The organism is Pseudoalteromonas sp. SR41-4 (assembly GCF_014163985.1).
GTDB classification, from domain to species: Bacteria; Pseudomonadota; Gammaproteobacteria; order Enterobacterales; family Alteromonadaceae; genus Pseudoalteromonas; species Pseudoalteromonas rhizosphaerae.
In genome coordinates this window covers 38,414-57,869 of sequence record NZ_JACJEI010000005.1, presented here as the reverse complement: position 1 = coordinate 57,869, position 19,456 = coordinate 38,414, and the positions used below count along the sequence as shown (strand labels likewise).

Sequence of the window (19,456 nt, the reverse complement as noted above, 5' to 3'; positions counted from 1 at the left end):
TAATATCAAGCTGCGACAGGGCGCATTTTATAATATTGAATACAACCAAGTTGCGCGGCATTAGTCAGTAAGATCATCACAAACGTTAAAACATGCGAAGTACTTGGTGCTGCCATCGCTAATTCTGCAAATAAACCACATACACCCGCTATAAACTGTAAACTAAAATAACGAGCACTTAAGTTGCTTATATCACCACTGCGCAGCGTTTTATAGGTTTGCGGCATCACTCGTACAGAGCTCATGATCAAACCCACAAAAGTAAGCCATGTGAGTACCTGTGCAGTTTCTAACTGAGGATTAAGCAACAATAAAAATGGTAAGAACGAAAAGCCTAGCATGGCAGTTAATTGAATTCGCTCTCTTGTCTTTGCATTATAACGGGCAAAATAATACAAAATTAAGCCACTTAAGCATCCAGTCACCACAAAAGGCAGCACCATATAAAAGCGCTCAAAGTACAAGTTATATGTAATAAAGTAGACACTTTGGGCAACACCAAAGGCCATCATTAGTAATGATAAACCCGATACACTGCGATTTTTACGAATTTTATTGAGTAACGGTAAAAAGCTAAACACTAAAATAAATGATGATAAAATAGGCAGGTAATGCGCCAAAGTAGACCTCGCTCGTTAGTAGTTGATTAATAAGTTAGCAACTTATAAACAAAACAATAAATCAGTGTAAATTACTGTTTTTATATGCTTTATGTAAGGCGCGGCATTGTAAAGGTCCTATAAAAACAAGCAACCATTTGTACAAAATAAACTCATTGCTAATGCGGCAAGTTAACCTTACAGTTTCCGTTTTTCGACTGACACTTTGCAGTTAGCAAGTAAACATCTCATCGCATAGAATTGAAATAACATTGATAATTGTTATCATGCAACAAATTAATTTTGATAGCTCTTTGCCTTATGAGAAAAACACTTTTTAAAATACACAGTTGGATTGCGCTTTGTGCTTTAGTTCCACTTATTGTGATCAGTATTACTGGCAGCGTATTAGTGTTTAAAAGTGAAATTGATGGCTTACTCATGCCAGATAGTCACTTTGTCGTTGATAGTCACGCAGAACGCAAACCCATTGATAAATTAATAGCGGTTGCTGAGCATGAATTTCCTAGCTATATAGTAGGTAGTTGGGAAATATTTAATGATGATACTGCTGATCGGGTTTATTTAATCGAACGCGGTACCGACACTTGGTATAAATTTCATATCAATCAATATTCTGGCGAAATACTCTCGCAGCCAGTTAGCACCAGTCACTACTTCACAGATTGGTTTTTAGAACTGCATTACACATTTTTGCTAAACGATTTAAAAACTCTACCAGGTCAAACAGGCACCGTCCTTGGGTTCTTTTTTGCAATCTTTCTATTTATCCTCGGCGTTACAGGCTTAATAATTTATCGTAAATTTTGGCAACGTTTATTTTCAGTACGCTTCAAGGCGACGCTGCAAATTGTACTAAGCGATATTCATAAAATGACAGGGGTACTTGGCTCACCCATTATTTTAATTTTGGCGATCACTGGCGGCTACTTTAATTGGGCTGTGTGGTATCACGAAGTAGTCGAACACGCAGAAGAACAGCATTTTATACTCACTAAAAACTTACATAGCGATACCATTAACTTTCAAGCCATTCTAGATGACAGCAAAAAACAAATCCCGACATTTAATGGTACTTTTTTAGTTATGCCACTGGAGCCTGACGAAAACATTACGCTATTTGGTGAAGTTGATAGCAATAATCCACTGGCAAGCGAATACGCTAACACCGTTACTTATGATAAACAAACCGGTGAACATATAGCTAACTGGGATATTCGCGAAGTCGGCATTGGTTGGCAAGTAATTGATAGCTTTAGAAAATTACACTTTGGTTATTTTGCCGGTTTACTCAGTAAAATCTTATGGTGCGTGATTGGACTAAGCCCAGTATGGCTTGCAGGCACTGGTTTTTACTTGTGGCTTAGCCGCCGTAATCGTAAAAAACAATCACAAAGAAATCGCGAGCAAAGGCGAACAGCGACAGCATTTAATACTTGATTAAATTTTTACCTCAGCGTACCTTTATCTAAACGCTGAGGTGACTATGAAACTTTACTTTTCTTTATTATTAATATGTTTATTAACAGCTTGTAAAAGCACAGAACAGCAGAGTTCGGTTGCGCCAACACTAACTAGTTTACTAAATCACACTCTCTTTGAGTTACAGCAAGTCCCTTCAGAACAAGTTATTTTTCAACTGCCCAACGATGAAGCTAAGATCTTTCTATCTTATGTCGAGAATCAACGCCAAGACGGTTTAACTGACGATATTATTCTTTATAACTACATTGAACGCAGCTTTAGTAATTTTAGCTATCATGGCGATACCCTCACAGCAGAGCAAACCCTCGAGTTATCTCATGGTAACTGTATAAGTCTGGCAATATTAACCCAAGCCTATGCAAACTTAATTGATCTGGAAACTGGTTTTCAAGAAATGACAAGCCAGCCTGTTTACGCCAAAGAAGGCAATCTGGTATTTATTGCTAACCATTTTCGTACTAAGTTATATAGCCCTTTCACTGAAGATGAAGATCAAATTACTTTTATTCGACCAGGAGTACTTATTGACTATTTTCCTTCGCGAGGAAGTTTTTATGTTGGCAGTGCTAGTTATGAGGATCTCATTGCCAAATATTATAGTAATTTAGCGGCTGATGCTTTACTGGAAAATGATTATAATCAAGTGTATAGCTTGTTAATTAAGGCTAATCAGTACGCCCCAAATGATGCTGAGTTATTCAATCTTGCGGCTATATTACATCGTCGAATTAACGATAAAACAACCAGTCAATTAATTTACCAAACAGCGCTTGATCAGCAATTACAAAGTTTAAACTTACTAAGCAATTACAAAGTACTCGCAGAAGATATTGGCAATGAAATGTTAGTTGAACAAATTAATTCATTGTTAGGTGCTCAAGAAAAAGATCCTTATGAATTAATTGCTCTTGGTGAAACAGAAGCATTGAGTGGGCGCTTAATGAGCGCTAAAAAACACATAGATGAAGCAATAAACAAGGCACCTTATTTGGCTGATCCCTATGTAGCTCTTGCAAAAATCCGTTATCAACAAGGTAATTTAAATGACGCTCATAAATTACTCAAACAAGCTATGGATCTCGAAAGAGATCATCAACAACGTAGTATTTATGCGGCAAAGCTTGCCGCTATAAGAAGTCACCAATAACCGCCTTGAGTGAAAAGACTCAAGGCGTAAGCGTTTACAACGAATAATAAAACCCGAGCCAGCCTCTAAGCTCATCATCAAAGCTGTCGCCTTCTACTCTGACTAGGCCAAAATCAAGCTTCACATCATTGAGGCCTGCAGGGCCTAAGCCAAAACTAAAGGGGCCTTGCCATTTCACACCATAGCTTTGCCCGTATACCTGTTGGTCAATCTGATGCTGTTGATAGTACAACCATGGCATGCCTTCTGCCCAACTAATACCTCCACCATAACCTTGATAGCGTTTGCCAATAGCGCTGTAAAAGGGCAGTTCAGGTGCAAAAACAAAATCACTGCGAATATTTTTTGATAACAACGAAGAGCTAAAACCACCTAATCGCAACTCACTATCATCTCTATATTGCTGGCTATAATTAGCATACATAGGGATTGCCAGCGCTTTACCAAATAGCTGCGCAGCAACATCATAGCCCTGCCAATTTTGCGTGTCGCTATCGCCACTATACCAACGCGCATCAATCGCTTGGCCAATGGCATAATCTTGTCTGTCATAGCTCCAAGATTGCTTCAAGCCGACTCTAAGCCACTGTGAACTCTGCTCTTGCTTGATATTTGCATCATCTATCTCTGAGTAGTTATAAGCCAGTTCTGGCTGTACTTTAAACTCTCCAAAGCTCAGTGGCAGGCTGGCAGCAATATAGCCGCCTTGCACTGACTGATCAGCCAACAGGCCATGCTGATATTGCTTGCTAGCATTCAAATCATAAGAAAATAACTGGCTGTCAAACTTGATTGCAAGCGCACTGTAACGTGCTTGGGCATAAATGCCTTGCAGTGCAGTGTCATGTAAATCAACACTGTAGCCCAGCTGCCAATCTAATTGCTTGAGTAAATCGCTGCCTTTAATACTCGCTGAAAATAATGCCGCAGAGGCTGAATGATATTGTTCACCTAACGCAAAAGTGGCTTTTTGCTGCCAAATATCGTAGTGCGTTTGCTCACCAATGGGTTGTTGATATACTTGAGCTTTTGGCAAGGTGTGCTCATTCACAAGCAACAAAGGCGCAATACTGCTAGTTGCAAAATCGGTGATTTCTTCTTCGTTATTATTTACCTGTAGCTGCATAATGTCAGGGCCATCACTACTGATTGAAAAATACAGTAAATCCCCGTCAGATAATGCGAGTGGATTAGCAACCGCTTGTTGACCTTGAGTCAGCTTGAACAAACGTTGTGTAGTTAAATCATAACGATAGATATCCGTTGCCTGAGCTAATCCTGCAACAAAATAAAGCTGCTTGCCATCCGCACTCCAACTTGGTTGTGATAAGTATTGATATCCCTTAGGCATTGGTACAGCAATTGATTTTTGTCCATCAATATCTTGTATATACAATTGCCAATTATGATTAAACTCAGTTTTAAGAAAGGCGAGTTGCTGTTGATCGGGGCTAACTACAGGATAATCGTAAACCGTTGCTAGACTTTTTTCGAATAATGGTTGAGCTTGACCGGTTTGTAAATCAACTCGCACTAACTCTGAGTAACCTCCTTTAACCTGTTCTCCATAAAGTGTTTGCCCATTATCTGCAATACTAAAGCGCCGCAGGCCAGCTAAATCAGTTAGTTTGGTAACTTCACCGGTTTGCGTATCCCAGCTAAATATATCTGATATACGCTGATTATCAATATTATCTACGTTGCTGTAGGCTGAAAAATACAACACGTCGTCATTTAGCCATTGTGGGTTTTGAATACCCGCACGGTTGATTTGATTCAAGACTTGCTTTTGCTTACGTTGAAACACCTTGGGTGGTTTATCAGCAACATCTTTAGGATCATCAGCGAGTAGCTCTTGTTGCTCTTGGTTAAACTCTTCTGCAGCTTTGAGGTTATCCTCAGTACTGTAGAGTTTTAACTGAGTCTTGCCGTCTTGATCACGCTCCACCACTGCAAGTTGCTCGCTATTTGGTGATAAAGCAGGACCACTAGCATAGTGATCTAACGCCAACCAAAGCTCACTAGTAAGTGACTGTTCACTTCTTTCTTTACTCATTGCTTGATAGGTATACTCAGCAATAAAACGTCGATACAACTTACTCGCAGAGTCACCAAAGACCCCTTCGAATGCGTCATCAAATTCGCGTTGCTTAACCCCTTGCATACGCGTCCAAACAGCATCAAGGGTTTGCTCTGAATAGTTTTTCTCTAGCCAAGCTAAAAATCGGGCGCCCATTAAATACGCCATAGAGCCAGCCATAAAGCCACCATCTGTACTATTCAACTGATCATAGCGAGGCAATGCACCTTGCTGAGCAAATTCGATTAAAATCGCCTCGCTGTAGTTATCAAATAACCGACCACGCCCCGTCATTTTCGATTCAAGTAATGTTGCGTAACCCTCTGCCACCCAGCGAGGCATCTCGCTGTGTGTTATATCGTATAAATCCCAAATATTCCTGAGCCCTTGACGCCATTTACTGCGGGTAGGTTGTGCTAAATGCACTAGATGAATATATTCGTGCAGTACCAGTAATTGCTGCCAACCACTATTATTTGAGATCACTGTATCTGACTGCGGTGGTGTAGTAAAAAGCGCCATCAATGGCTTATTTGAAACCGGTAATGCAAAACCATTAGCGGCATTGAGTGGATCAAACACCACCACATCAACCGCTTCATCTAAAGCACGGTTTTGTTGCTCAAGCACTTTGCTGCGGACGATTTCTAATTCATTGGCCGCAGAGCGTGCCCAATCTGCATTTTCTTGACTGTAATGAACATTAAAGTGTTCGGTATGAATAGTTTGCCATTGCACGGCGGCCTGTGTATGTGTGGCTAATAATAACGAAGTAGCGAGTAACGTTTTTTTCATCATGTTCCCTGATCTCTTATTTTAAACCCATTATTGTCATAACTTAGTCTAAAAAGAGAGCATAAAAATGTAAGAAAACGTGAGTTACCGCTATTACGCTTTATAACCTAATAAAATACCATCCTAAGAACTTGAAAGCGGTGAATTACATCCAACTTCGTTGATCAGATTCAGCTTGGCAGAGAATAAAGTCGATAATTTCATCGGCTTGCTCTGCTTTGATATAAGGCATAGTCGCTGTGCCCGCAGCGAGTTGTATAGACAAGCTCTTCAAACCACTTTTTCGCATAAAATAAGTGCTTACTGCGCGCGTGCTTTGCACTTTATATAGTTCAAACACTCGATAATGCACACTTATCATGCCACTGCGAAACACTGCGTAATATCGCCCTTGATATTGATAAAAATAATAACCGTATCGTCGATATGATAAGTACACCAAGGAACTTAGTAATACAGCACAAAGCAGGCCATATAACGGGCTGTAACCTTGTCCTGCATAGCCCATAAATGCAATTAAAGCGCTCGGTAACAAAGCATAAAAGCATAGATTTTTGATCAGTAACGCTTTTTCGACACCTTTAAAGTTGAGTGCTTTAAAATCATCACTGGTTAAATTAAGCCAAGGATGTACCCACTGACAAACTTGTTTTACTTGCTCAAGTGAAAGCACTGGCATCACTAAGCTTTGTTTGCTCTTTGCGCCCGCGCTAAAGCCGCCGCTGGTTGCTTGCAAGCACTGCACGGTATAACGTTTAAGTAGTCGTGCAATTAGGTTTTGCTTAATCAGCAGCGATTGTACTTTATCAAGACTCACCGACAACTGATGACGCTCTAATAATCCTGCAATGCGTTTAAATTTTCCGGCCTGAAAGTAAAGCTGAAAATTATAAAAGCGGATTAATGACATTAATACCGATAATAAAACGGCAACCAACACAACAAGCACAAGTATTGAAAACACAGCGAGTGCTGCAGCATCAACCAACACGCCCACTTCTTGCTGATAGAATGATTCTAGGCGATTGATCACCGCTTTTTCTAAAAACTCCAGCACAACATTCATAAAAGGCGCAAGCGCTGCTAATGCCAAAATAGCCATATTCGACATCAAGCCAAATTTTGCAACTTCTTTATTGCTCAGCACCAAACATTGTTGTGGTTCGTTGGTATGTGTATCTTCAGGTTGCTGCTTAGCTGCAGTTTGTTGTTGGGTTTCTTTATAAGCCAATACTCGCTCGCGCATTTGCTCTGCATATAGCGATGTAACCCCGGGTAATACAGCCTCTTGGCTAGTGCTGCCAGCGGCATCAAAAATACAGTTAACCAAACCCAGAGGCTTAAAATAAAACGGTTCGGCAATATTAACATTCTGCACTCGCAAAAAGTTCAAGGTTAAACGCTCTTTTTTAAACACCCCTTTATTGAGTAATATTTCATGCTCATCAGTAATGCAAAAGCGAAAATTAATATAGTAAAAAAATGAATAAATTAACAAGCTAATAATCGCTACCGCTAATGCAACTTGCCCCCAAAACCACTTATTTTCAACTTGCGTAACAAACACAACCATAATAGGTAGTAAGTTAAATACACCGTCTTTGACAAATCGGAAAGCAAAATGCACGATAAAATAAACCAGTGACCAAGACGAAACACGCTGCCATTTCAAATTATCCATTTAACGACTCATCAGTAGCTAATACACTATCACCGGCTTGATTGCTGGTATTGTTAGATACTTGTCTTGCTTCAGTGTACTTTTGAATATACTGACGGATATTTTTACAATCATCATGACTTAAGCCACTAATGTTGAGATCGGCGCTCATTCCGCCAGCACTGTACAAACGCAAGCTAGCCAAGCCCAGTTTTCGCTCCAAAGGGCCACGATGTATTTCTGTGTGCTGCACTCGTGAGAAAGGTAAAATCGTCACCTGCTGCCAAATAACGCCTTTGCGATAAGCTATATCATGCTCACGCATAGCAATTCCTTTAAGTCGCATACTGACAACATTATAAGCTAGCGATAAAACTAAAATAATTGGTAAACCAATCAGTAAGCTCGTTTGTGCCAGTGCTGCAAACTCCTGATTAAAAAAGCAAACAGCGCCTAATATTGCAGTTAATGGTAGATAAAACAGCAGCCAGTTAAGCTGAGCGTGCAGCAACGCTTTATCTGCCAGTGGCTTATATACTATTTGTTGATGTTGGGGTAAGACGTCCAGTTGGTGGTTTTCGAACACTTTTTTTCCTTAACAAGCCAACGATTTGATACGTTGGCTTTGATTTATAGCAAAGTTGCGGCCCAATATTACACCCAGCGAATGGTCGTCGCTAAGGTATGACTTTCGCCTGGCGCTACAATCGCACTATCATCCATTACATTTGCCGCTTCAAGGCACAACATTGTATGGTATTCATCATCAGCAAAATTAGATAAACGCTTAGACTTATCAATCCACGGGTTCCACAGCACACAAGAGCTGGAGTTTTCACGGCCGACTTCAATAATTCCATCCGGAGTAATAATACGCTGGATAGTTGCGGCTTGGGTATAAACCATATCTGTTTCACGAGCAAAACCAACCAGTCCATCTTGATCAAACGGGCCTTCGCTAAACTCAATATATTTGGAACCTTGCAGCCCATCCACTTGAGTTTCTTCAATAGCAGGGGTTGGAAAATAAGTGTGCAGCGCTTGCGTGAAAGTAATAGTTTGGTTACTTAAATTAGTGGTTGTTAAACGCACTTCAAGCTGATTAGTTAGTATAAATTCAACCTTTAGCTTTGATTTGTGTGGCCAGTAGGTTTCATCAACTTGTGCCATTGGCAAGGTTAAGCTAACTCGAATTTCATCGTCTTGCTCTGCAACTTCATCTGCTCGCCATAAGCTCGTACGTGCTACACCGTGAATTGGCCACTCAGGATTTGGATTGACACCAAACCATGGCCAACAAATAGGAATGCCACCACGTATACTTTTACCTTCTTGGTAATCTTCTTCGCTTGATACCCAAATTAATGGCTTTTTGCCACTTGGCGTGAATTCAGTGAGTTGTGCACCTTGTAGAAAAATTTTAGCGCTACAAAGCTCGCTTGCAACATTGATATATTCTAAACCAGTGTCAGTTTGTTCGATGCTTACAGATGGAGATAACTTCATTATACGTCCCATAAAAATGAAAAACCTATCTCACCTTACCCAATCCCCAACCAATTAGTAAATATTATTTAGTGAGTTTTTATGTCAAATTTACAATTTTTCACTCTGTCATGACTTATAGGTAAGCTCAGCACCAAAAACGTTTAATTAAATAATATGCAAATGAACTAAATTTAATTTCAACTCAAAACAAATAAAAAACAGCCACAGTTCTGTGTAAAGCCAATAATACAGTATAAATCGACCTTATCTATTTGAACTCTATTTATTAGATGTGTAATATTTATTGATTGCGCGAGCGCCTTGACCGTAAACCATCTGCGAATGAGATAAAAATGAAAAAATATGACGAATTATTGGTTTCTTTACGTAAAGTGATCCGCGCGATCGACCTCCATTCTAAGCAGTTAAATAAAATCTCCGGCCTTACCGGTCCGCAGCTATTAATTATGACTGAAGTAGCACAAACTGATGGTATTACAGCCAGTCGCATTGCCCAAAATGTAAACCTGAGTCCTGCAACTGTAACTAATATCTTGGATCGCTTAGAAAACCGCGATTTAGTGACGCGTGTTCGCAGCCAATTAGACAAACGTCGAGTGAGTCTTTACCTCACTGCAAATGGTCAAACGATTCTGCAAGCAGCACCACAACCGTTACAAGAACACTTTATTGAAAAGTTCTCAGCCTTAGACGAGTGGGAACAAAGCCAGCTACTATCATCAATGCAGCGTATTGCTACTATGATGGATGCTCAAAGTATAGATGCAGCTCCTTTATTAGAAGTTGGTGTGCTGACCCGCGCCGCTGAAGGCAAACCCACCGAATAAATAGTTTATAAAATCATATTAAACAAATGATTACCCTAGAACGCATGGTTAGTTAACTTGGGTTAAAGGTACAATTAGTCTATTCTATACAGACCTATATCAAGAATAGCGATTTATCATGCTTAAACTATCAAAGTTAGCTTTCGCGACTATGCTAGGCGCAACAAGCAGCGCCTCATATGCTTCAGACATTGATGCTATGCAAGCTCAACTTTCTCAACTCCAACAACAGATGCAGCAACTGCAACAGCAGCTTGCGGCTGAAAAAGCAAAACAAGCTAAAGTTAATCAACAGCTTGAAGAACAGACCAAGACTATCGCAAAGCAAACTCAAGATAATACCGAAACAGCCCTATCCGGAGTTAAATTTGGTGGTGCAATTCGTACTAACTACAGTCACACCTCATATGATGACGGCAATAAAAACCGTGGTGGCGATTTTGATTTTGATATTTTCCGTTTAAATGTTTCTGGCGATATTGGTGGAGTGCTGATCGGCGGAGAGATCCGCTTTTTTGATTACATGACCGCAATAAAATCAGCATGGGCAGGCTATCAATTTACTGACGACTGGCAAGTGCAAGTAGGTATCACAAAAGTGCCGTTTGGTAATGATCCTTATAACTCCCATAACTATTTCTTTAGTGCAAACTACTACGTTGGTTTAGAAGACGATCATGATTTAGGCGTGATGTTTAAACGTAAAGTAGCTGATAACTGGCAGCTCGATTTAGGTTTTTTCAAAAATGACGAACTCGGTGGTGTCGATGGTTATGTTGAAGATCGCAGCCATCGCTATTCGTACGATATTGTTGGTAGTCGCACCGTCGACGAGGGTATTTATGCCGAACCGAGCAAAGGGCTTGGTGAGTATAATACCTTTGCCGGCCGCTACGCCTATTACTTTGAACACGGCAAAGGCATGACCACAGAAGTCGGAATATCAGGCTTAGCCGGTGGCTTACATGACGGCCAAGACCGCGCAGGAAGTTACAACGCATGGGCACTGCATGTAAACAGCGTTATCAATAATTGGAATATTCAGCTACAGCATGGCGAATATGACTACAATATCGATGACACTAATCGTATCGCGGTTGGCGCATATGGGTTTTATGACTCTATTGCGACCGATGCAACCACCAGTAGCTTTAATGTCGCTTACAGCGTACCGGTTGAATGGGGTCCAGTAAGCAACCTGCAATTTTATAATGATTACAGCGCGATCTATAACAAGTCTGATGACACTGCCGATACTTGGATGAATGTTACCGGGGTATCCGTCGCGGCTGGCGGCTTGTTCACTTACTTTGATTTAGTTCATGCCCGCAATCAAGCATTTGTAGGTGGCTCTGTTGCCGGTGATAGTAATGAAACCGAGCGTCGCTTTAATATTAATATTGGCTATTACTTTTAATCTTTAAAGTCAGCCTGTAATTAGGGGGGTTAGTCTTAAGAGGTTACCCCCTCATAAACTCATCCTTCATAACGCTGTAAGCAATGACTGCAAGCAATTACATTCCCATCAACTCATAATAGGATATAAAAAGAACAGCGGCATCAGGTTGAATCGCAAGCTGAGGCGCTGAACGTGGCAGAGTATAACGTCATCGAGTACAATTAACTGACAATGCTGAGTAAACTAGCAGCATATTGTTTAACGTTGCTTGCCAAGCATTTAGCCGTTTTCAACTTTATCAGGCACAAGTCTATTCATGAATTTAAAAGTAATTTTAGCCACTTATAAAAGTATTGGCTATCAACTATTAGGACTAGCCTTGGTTGGGCTGGGAATTATAGGTATTGTTTTACCTGTGATGCCCACCACTATTTTTTTCATTTTGGCATTAGCGTGCTTTACTCGCTCGTCCCCAAAACTCGCTGCTTGGTTACTCAATCATCCTCGTTATGGCGTAACCTTACGCCATTGGCAAAAGTACAAAGTAGTACCCGTAAAGGCGAAGTGGTTTGCGGGTATTGGTATGTCACTTGGCTTTATTGTATTGCTGCTTTGTGCACCGCCGTGGTGGGTTTTACTGCTGGTAGCCTGCATCGAAATAGCGGTTATGGTTTATTTACTCTCTCGCCCTTCAAAATACCTACCAATGTAAATTTCGTAAATAATGTTGTGATAACTAATGCAAATCATTACCATGTAGATAACATTGCTTAACTACTAAATTATTTATGCCGTTAATAAATAAACGAACTTTATATAGTACCAGTCGTGCGTTGCATATTTATCTATCAACAGCACTGCTGTTTTTGCTTACTTTATTTTCTGTCAGTGGGATTGTACTTAATCATGTTGATTGGCTAGAAGGCGATAAAAGTGATGGGCAACTAACCACATCACTCCCAAGTGCATTACTTGAGCAGGGCCAAGAAAACCTAGCAACCTTACCCATTTTATACCCTGAAATAGAAGCTTACTTAGCCAACCAATATGGCTTAACTAAAGTAAAAAGTATCGACTGGGAAAAAGAAGATGCACTCGTGATGCTCGACTACCCACTGCCTGCAGGTTTTGCCTTCGCAGAACTTAATTTCATCAGTGGCGAACTGAATCTCGAATATCAAACTGGCGGCTTTTTAAGCTTAATTGGCGATTTACATAAAGGCCGTCATAGCGGCGAAGCATGGAGCTGGGTGATTGATATATCAGCCGTGTTAATGATTTTTTTTGCTATCACCGGGATGATTATTTTATTTCAAAATAGAAAAAAACGCTTAGTAGGAATATGGCTAACAGTGCTTGGGGTCGCAACACCAGCAGTCATTTATTTATGCTGGGTTCCGCAACTAAAAGGAGTGTCTTAATGCTAAAACTTAATACCTTAATAAGCGCTGTTGTTTTATTTACAGCAGCTTTGTTTCAACCTCATGCGAATGCCGCTGAACTTGAAATAGAACTAACCCTACCTGATCTAGACGTACAACCTTACCATCGACCTTATGTCGCGGTTTGGCTAGAAACCCCAGAGCGTAAGCATGTAACCACGGTTGCCTTATGGGTTGAAAAAGCAGAATGGTTTAAAGACTTACGCCAGTGGTGGCGTAAAGCCGGAAAAAGTGACGCTAACTTTGATGGTGTAACAGGTGCAACAAAGCGCCCAGGTACTTACACCATTAACTGGAATGGCACAGATCTAGATGGCAAAGCCGTAGCTGCAGGCAAGTATTTACTTAATTTAGAAGTCGTTCGCGAAGAAGGTGGCCGTGATTACACCCGTGTAGAACTTGATCTAAATAAAGACGGCAAGATCACCATCGATGGCACCAATGAATTTTCACAAAGCTTCGTCACCATTAAAAGTCAGTAAATGTAGCTGCTAAAACAATTTAAATAAGGAAAGACTATGAAAATCAATTTACTTAAAAGCGCATTTATCGGCGCACTTACTTTCACTGCCCTAGCATCTAGCTATGCCAATGCACATGCTCGCTGGTTAGTGCCTTCGCACACATCTCTTTCAGGCGACAAAGCACATTATGTGATGATCGATGCCAGTATTTCGAATGAAATTTTCGCACCAGATAAAGCATATCGTCCAGCACAAAAAGGCGCGGAATATGATGATAATCTGATTATGGCAATCGGCCCTGATGGCAAACCAGTTAGCGATAAAATTCGTGCATATTATCTGCAACGTAAAAATTCAGCGGCGGTAAAACTAGCTGGGGAAGGTACTTATCATATAACGATGAGCCAAGAACCACGACTAATGACTTTTTATAAAGATGCCAAAGGCGAACGTGGCCGTGTATTTGGCCCTAAAGACAGTAAAGATATCCCAGCTGATGCAACCGATATTAAAACCACAAAATCGATTGCAACGGTAGATACATTTGTAAGCCGCAACGGCACCTCAAAACCTGCGCTACTTGGTCAAGGCTTAGAGATCAGCGGCCCGACTCATCCTAATGATTTATTTGTTGGTGAAGAGGCACGTTTTCAGTTATTAAAAGACGGTAAACCTGCTGCCAACATAGAACTTGCCATCTTAAAAGGTGATACACGTTATCGTAACGAACGTGGCGAAGTTAAAGTAACCACAGATAAAAACGGCTTTTTCACTAACACATGGCAACACCCTGGACTATACCTGATTGAAGCAAGTGTGAGCGAAGGTTCAACTGAAAAAGGTATCGATAGCGTACGTTATTCATTATTTACTACATTAGATGTAGCACCTGAATAAAACCCCTCATTAAAAATAAAGGCCAAGTAACTTAGCTTGGCCTACAACTCTAAATAAACACATAAACAACTTAGCGCCAAAATTTTTCTAAAATTTGAATTTAATTCTTTTATTTTCCCTCTTTTGGGTTCATATTATAAACAATTAAATTAACATAACTATAAAATATTTAACGGAAATAAATATTATGAAAAATGGACTTTATACCAACCTAATTCAAACCAGAAATAATCCTCATTTAAATTTAATAGCAAGCACTACAGGCTTAGCTTTACAGTACCACTAAACACAACAAAACCAACAACAAGGAAAGTAATATGAAATGGAGTTTTTTAATCCAGCTAGCTTTGATCCTAACTCTCACAGCCTGTGGCTCAGGAGGTGGTGACTCAGAAAAAAAACCAACCAATAAAGTCACTAACAATAAACCCGTTGCCATGATCAGTGCACCAACCGGTGAAATGCGGGTAAATACCGCGCTAACATTTAGCGGTACAAAAAGTAGCGATCCCGACGGCGATTCATTAGTTTATAAATGGCGCTTAACCACTGCAGACGGACAAAATGAGCTCGCTCTTGCTGTTGATAATGAAAGTAAAGTTGAAGTATCACTTGCTGAAGCAAAGAGTTATAAACTAATTCTAGTTGTGAGCGATGGCAAACTTTCGAGCGCCCCAGTTGAAAAATTAATTGAAATTAAAGCCGAGCCAACGCAATTAATTGCTCATGCAGGACTTACTCAAACAGTAAAACAAGGTGATGTGGTTGCATTAAATGGTGCGCTAAGTAGCACATCTAACGGTGTAATAAATAAATACTTATGGCAGTTTACGGCAAAGCCTCTTACCAGCAATGCAATCATAGAAAATAATAATAGCGTTACCAGCAAATTCATTGCAGATAAAACAGGTGCTTACGCAATAAAGCTAACCATTACTAATTCACTGGGCGAAACAGCAAGCAACGAGGTAATGATAAAAAGTGAGTCTTTATACGAAAATTCAGCTCCTCAAGCGGTTATTAAAGTACAAAATAAAACCGTCGCTCCTCGCAGCATAGTCACATTAGATGGCAAGCAAAGCAGTGACCCTGATCAAGGTGATACACTAAGTTATCTGTGGACTATTACCGCACAACCTGCCGATAGCAACCCGACACTCACTGATAACTTAAGCCATACCGCAGGCTTCTCTTCTTTAGACCTCGGTGAGTACACGCTCTCACTAACAGTTAAAGATCAATACGGTGAAACTGATACCGCCACAGTTACTTTAACTGTAGAGATAGCAAATCAAGCTCCTATTGCACAACTTGTAGCTGAGAGAAACATTAACTTAGCTGAAACTATTACTCTGCAATGCGAACAATGCAACGATCCTGAAGGGCAACCCTTGAGCTACCTTTGGCAGATAAAAAGCAGACCTGAGAATAGTATAGCGCAGCTAATCCAAGGTACGACAGCAACCCCTTCTATCAGTGCTGATATTGAAGGTGATTATGTGATCACATTAATCGTATCAGACGGACAGCTTAATTCTGAGCAAGCAACAAGCGTTCTTCACGCTCAAGCCAATGCAAAACCAACAGCGATTATTGCTGATGTAGCACCTATTTTAGTCGATGAAGAAATTCAACTTGATGGCTCACAAAGCACAGATCCTGAAGGCAAAGAGCTTACCTACCAGTGGGAAATTTTATCGCCATTAGGACGTGCTACGCTTTCTAACACAGACGTTGCTAAACCTTACTTTAAAGCATCAGGTGCAGGAAGTTTTGTTATTTCGTTACGTACCAATGATGGTAATAAGGACTCCGATACGCAAACAATTACTATCATAGTTAGAGACAATGCAAAGCCAGTCATTATTTCTAAAGGCGAACAATTACGTCAGGCTTTTGTTGGTAATATAGTAACATTTGATGTTAGCCAAAGTTACGACCCTGAAGAGACCAATCTTAATTATACTTGGGGGCTTACCAAGCCTAATGAGTCAAATGCAGCACTGGTAAACATAAAAGATGGCGTCGCTGAATTTACCCCTGATATTATAGGTAGCTATAATGTAACTGTTACTGTTACTGATGCTGAGGGCAATGCAGCTGTAATGGAGTTTGCGATCTCTGCTACCGATTCCGCTTTACTAACAGGCATAGTTAAAGGACAAATTACCAACGTAGCTAAAGTTGGTATCAATAACGCTATACTGATGATAAATGGTAAGCAGCATACTACAAATAGCAGCGGCTTCTTTGAGGCAATAGTTAGTGTTGAACAGGGCGCAACTGTTAGTATTTCTACAGCAGATGAAAGACTGGCAACTAGCGAGTATAGTTCAGCAGCGATAACACAAAATGATTTTATCATTAATATTAATCAAACAAGCCTACCGGTTTTTCAAGATGTAGAAGTCTCTGTATTCGTCTGTCCTGATTTTACTGGACCCGACACCGTAAATCTGCGCTTTAAAATGATCGATACTATTTTAACGTCGAATAGTTTTCAGGCTCAGTATGATGAAACCAAGCCTTTGATATTACAAAAAAGTAATAACACATATCTAGATAGCACACTAAATATTGCACTCCCTGTAACTGCAACATATGAAATAACCGTGGTTGAAGACAATGTGCGCAATACATCTTATTCAAGTACTGCTATTTACTACTCTCAGTCGCCCCCAAACTTAGCGATAATCACCATTTGTAATAATTAGAAAAAACTAAGCCACTTCACGCGTGTTGAAGTGGCTTAGCGTACCTTCCAGATCCAATCTAAAGAATATTAAGAACAACCCTAAATTTGGTATTTTTGACCACTTATTCGCTATACTTATCTGATAATAAAAATAAAAACCAATAAAAACAAATCATTAAATTTTGGCTTTGTTTTTGCTATAAATTAGCAAATCGTAAAATATAATTAACAATGAGAAAATAAATAATGATCAACAAACCTCTTTCTTTGCTAGCCAAAGCCCTTCCTATTGCCACTAGCCTATTGTTTCTCAGTGGCTGTATTGTGCATGTTTCAACCTCGTCAGCCAATATACAACAACAGCAGCAACGCTCAATATCAGCGTCACAATTACAGCAACTAAGTATTAATGCTGAGGCGGGTTCACTTAAAGTGATCGGCTCAACCACAGCAACTAACATCAGCGTAGATGCCACTATTTATACAGCAAAAAGTGATGACCTTTACATACTTACTCTGGAACAAAAAGGCGATAAAGCCGTACTTATAGCAAAAAATTATAGTTCATCAGGAATAGTGGTATATCAAGGTAATTCACCCAGTATTGATTTAGTTATTACTGTGCCAAGCTCATTTAACCTTGAGATTGACGATGACTCTGGCGATATAGATATTGCTGGTGTACTAGGTAATATCATTATAGATGACGACTCAGGGAGCATTCGTATTGATCAAGGTCATCACGTCACAATTGACGATGATTCAGGGGATATCGATCTGCAAAATATTACTGGTAATGTAGAGATCAGTGATGACTCTGGCAGTATTACTGCACGTAACGTTGCTGGCAATATGACTATTGAAGATGATTCGGGTGATATAACCCTTACTAATATCACTGGCAGCGTAGATATTGACGATAACTCTGGCAGCATCAATGCCAAAACTCTAGGCAGTTACATCACCATTGAAGATGAATCGGGTGATATTTATGTTGAACATGTAAATGGCCTAGTCACCATTGAGGATGGCTCAGGCAGTATTCGTGTTAACGACAGTAAAGGTCTCACCATCATTGACGCTGGCTCTGGTGATTTGAGCATCGATAATATCAACGGCCCAGTAAAACTTAACTAACTCTTGATGTAAAACGGCCAAGTAATTGGCCGTTTTTTACTGTCTAATTTTGTGTTGTCGGTCGTGTGATCACAACAACTGCTATGTTTTGCTAATCGCAAATACCCTCAGCGTCTTATCGCAATGCTTGATGAGCGTAAATGTGTCGTCGCTAGTTTCCCTACCTGCGGTATTTTGCATTAAAAACATCAACAAGTAATAGTAAGCACTGTTTACTACGCATAAAGCTCCTTTTAGTGCCATACAACACACCATTAAAATTCTTTAAAAAAGAATGTTAATGCCTATTTTTACTAATTTTCGTTCTTTTAACCTGAGTATATTATTAATCAAGCATCAATAGTGACACTCGAAATTAAGTGATCATCTATTGTTAGGGCTATAACTTATGTATTCAATTAATCGAATCAACGTGACTCTGCTTGGTCACCTTTAAGGAGCAAAACATGGCTAAAATACTCAACCCAACTGAACATGATATTGGTGGCTTAAACGTAAAGCGCGTACTGCCTAATTTTGATAAAAAAATGGTGGGACCATTTATCTTTTTTGATCACATGGGACCAAACGATTTTCCTGTTGGCCAAGGGATCAATGTTCGCCCTCACCCGCACATAGGCTTATCAACACTCACTTATTTATTTCGCGGCAGCATTTTACATCGCGACTCGCTAGGTAATAATTTAGAAATCCACCCAGGCGATGTGAACTGGATGACGGCAGGTAAAGGCATTGTTCACTCAGAACGAGAAAGCTTTGAAGTGCGCGCTAACCCGCATCATATTGACGGCTTACAATGCTGGATTGCGCTACCAGAAAATATGACTGAGATTGAGCCTTCATTCACCCATATAAAAAAACAGCAACTACCACACATAATTCATGAAGGTATCATGATGCGCTTAATTGTTGGTGAAGCTTACGGATTAAGCTCCCCAGTTAAAACCTACTCCCCCATGTTTTATATTGATGTGGTTGGCAGCGCCAATAGTCAAATTAAGTCGCCTAACCCACAGCAAGAAACCGCGTTATATGTTATTTATGGAAGCGTTACCGTGGGTCAACAGGATTATCAAGCAGGTGATTTTATCCTACTTGATAACCTCGATACTGATATTCACTTTGCCAGTGATGCACGCTTTATTTTGCTCGGTGGCGATAAATTTGAAAAAGTCCCATACTTGCATTGGAACTTTGTTGCTTATAGCAAAGAACGCTTAGAGCAGGCAAAACAAGACTGGCAAACTCAACGTTTCCCAAAAATCCCTGGTGACGATAAAGAATTTATTCCGCTATAGT

Annotated in this window: 16 protein-coding genes; 11 read left to right on the top strand and 5 right to left on the bottom strand. The window is 40.1% G+C overall.

Annotation, left to right across the window (positions count from 1 at the left end; translation table 11 throughout):
- Positions 1-5: 5 nt before the first annotated feature.
- A complete protein-coding gene (locus tag H5180_RS05545; protein ID WP_145240221.1) occupies positions 6-620 on the bottom strand; it encodes a PQ-loop repeat-containing protein in 615 nt (204 codons plus the stop codon).
- Positions 621-920: 300 nt separating this feature from the next.
- Between H5180_RS05545 and H5180_RS05540 the strand changes: the two genes are divergently transcribed.
- Both H5180_RS05540 and H5180_RS05535 read left to right on the top strand, forming a co-directional pair.
- Positions 921-2,060, top strand: a complete 1,140-nt coding sequence (locus tag H5180_RS05540) for a PepSY domain-containing protein (RefSeq protein ID WP_145240219.1) — start codon at positions 921-923, stop codon at positions 2,058-2,060.
- Between the two features lie 46 nt (positions 2,061-2,106).
- Positions 2,107-3,252: a lipopolysaccharide assembly protein LapB gene (locus H5180_RS05535; protein ID WP_182757873.1), complete on the top strand. Its 1,146-nt coding sequence runs from the start codon at positions 2,107-2,109 to the stop codon at positions 3,250-3,252.
- A 34-nt stretch (positions 3,253-3,286) separates the two neighbouring features.
- On the opposite strand, the gene H5180_RS05530 is transcribed toward H5180_RS05535, so the two are convergent.
- From H5180_RS05530 to H5180_RS05515, 4 genes are all read right to left on the bottom strand, one after another.
- Entirely contained in the window at positions 3,287-6,127 is a 2,841-nt protein-coding gene (locus tag H5180_RS05530; RefSeq protein ID WP_182757917.1) for a PD40 domain-containing protein, read from the bottom strand.
- A 145-nt stretch (positions 6,128-6,272) separates the two neighbouring features.
- Positions 6,273-7,808, bottom strand: a complete 1,536-nt coding sequence (locus H5180_RS05525; RefSeq protein WP_182757872.1) for a PH domain-containing protein — start codon at positions 7,806-7,808, stop codon at positions 6,273-6,275.
- Entirely contained in the window at positions 7,801-8,373 is a 573-nt protein-coding gene (locus H5180_RS05520; protein ID WP_182757871.1) for a PH domain-containing protein, read from the bottom strand. Before H5180_RS05520 ends, H5180_RS05525 begins: the two co-directional genes overlap by 8 nt.
- Before the next feature lie 68 nt (positions 8,374-8,441).
- Complete coding sequence (locus H5180_RS05515) at positions 8,442-9,293, bottom strand: D-hexose-6-phosphate mutarotase (RefSeq protein WP_145240211.1); 852 nt, start codon at positions 9,291-9,293, stop codon at positions 8,442-8,444.
- A 335-nt stretch (positions 9,294-9,628) separates the two neighbouring features.
- On the opposite strand from H5180_RS05515, the gene H5180_RS05510 reads away from it, so the two are divergent.
- The 9 genes from H5180_RS05510 (at position 9,629) to H5180_RS05470 (ending at position 19,455) form a co-directional block, all read left to right on the top strand.
- Entirely contained in the window at positions 9,629-10,123 is a 495-nt protein-coding gene (locus H5180_RS05510) for a MarR family winged helix-turn-helix transcriptional regulator (RefSeq protein WP_145240209.1), read from the top strand.
- A gap of 118 nt (positions 10,124-10,241) precedes the next feature.
- Complete coding sequence (locus H5180_RS05505) at positions 10,242-11,540, top strand: porin (RefSeq protein WP_145240207.1); 1,299 nt, start codon at positions 10,242-10,244, stop codon at positions 11,538-11,540.
- Between the two features lie 298 nt (positions 11,541-11,838).
- The gene (locus H5180_RS05500) at positions 11,839-12,234 is read left to right on the top strand and encodes a YbaN family protein (RefSeq protein WP_182757870.1); all 396 of its coding nucleotides are present in this window, start codon (positions 11,839-11,841) and stop codon (positions 12,232-12,234) included.
- A gap of 76 nt (positions 12,235-12,310) precedes the next feature.
- Complete coding sequence (locus H5180_RS05495; protein WP_182757869.1) at positions 12,311-12,943, top strand: PepSY-associated TM helix domain-containing protein; 633 nt, start codon at positions 12,311-12,313, stop codon at positions 12,941-12,943.
- Positions 12,943-13,446 (top strand): DUF2271 domain-containing protein, encoded by a 504-nt coding sequence (locus H5180_RS05490; RefSeq protein WP_145240201.1) that lies wholly within the window; start codon positions 12,943-12,945, stop codon positions 13,444-13,446. The genes H5180_RS05495 and H5180_RS05490 overlap by 1 nt, the downstream gene beginning before the upstream one ends.
- Before the next feature lie 36 nt (positions 13,447-13,482).
- Positions 13,483-14,325 (top strand): DUF4198 domain-containing protein, encoded by an 843-nt coding sequence (locus tag H5180_RS05485; protein ID WP_182717530.1) that lies wholly within the window; start codon positions 13,483-13,485, stop codon positions 14,323-14,325.
- 317 nt (positions 14,326-14,642) lie between these two features.
- On the top strand, positions 14,643-17,039 hold the full coding sequence (locus tag H5180_RS05480; RefSeq protein ID WP_182757868.1) for a PKD domain-containing protein: 2,397 nt from the start codon (positions 14,643-14,645) through the stop codon (positions 17,037-17,039).
- Between the two features lie 227 nt (positions 17,040-17,266).
- Positions 17,267-18,157 (top strand): DUF4097 family beta strand repeat-containing protein, encoded by an 891-nt coding sequence (locus H5180_RS05475; RefSeq protein WP_182757867.1) that lies wholly within the window; start codon positions 17,267-17,269, stop codon positions 18,155-18,157.
- Positions 18,158-18,603: 446 nt separating this feature from the next.
- Positions 18,604-19,455 (top strand): pirin family protein, encoded by an 852-nt coding sequence (locus H5180_RS05470; RefSeq protein ID WP_145240193.1) that lies wholly within the window; start codon positions 18,604-18,606, stop codon positions 19,453-19,455.
- Position 19,456: the final 1 nt, after the last annotated feature.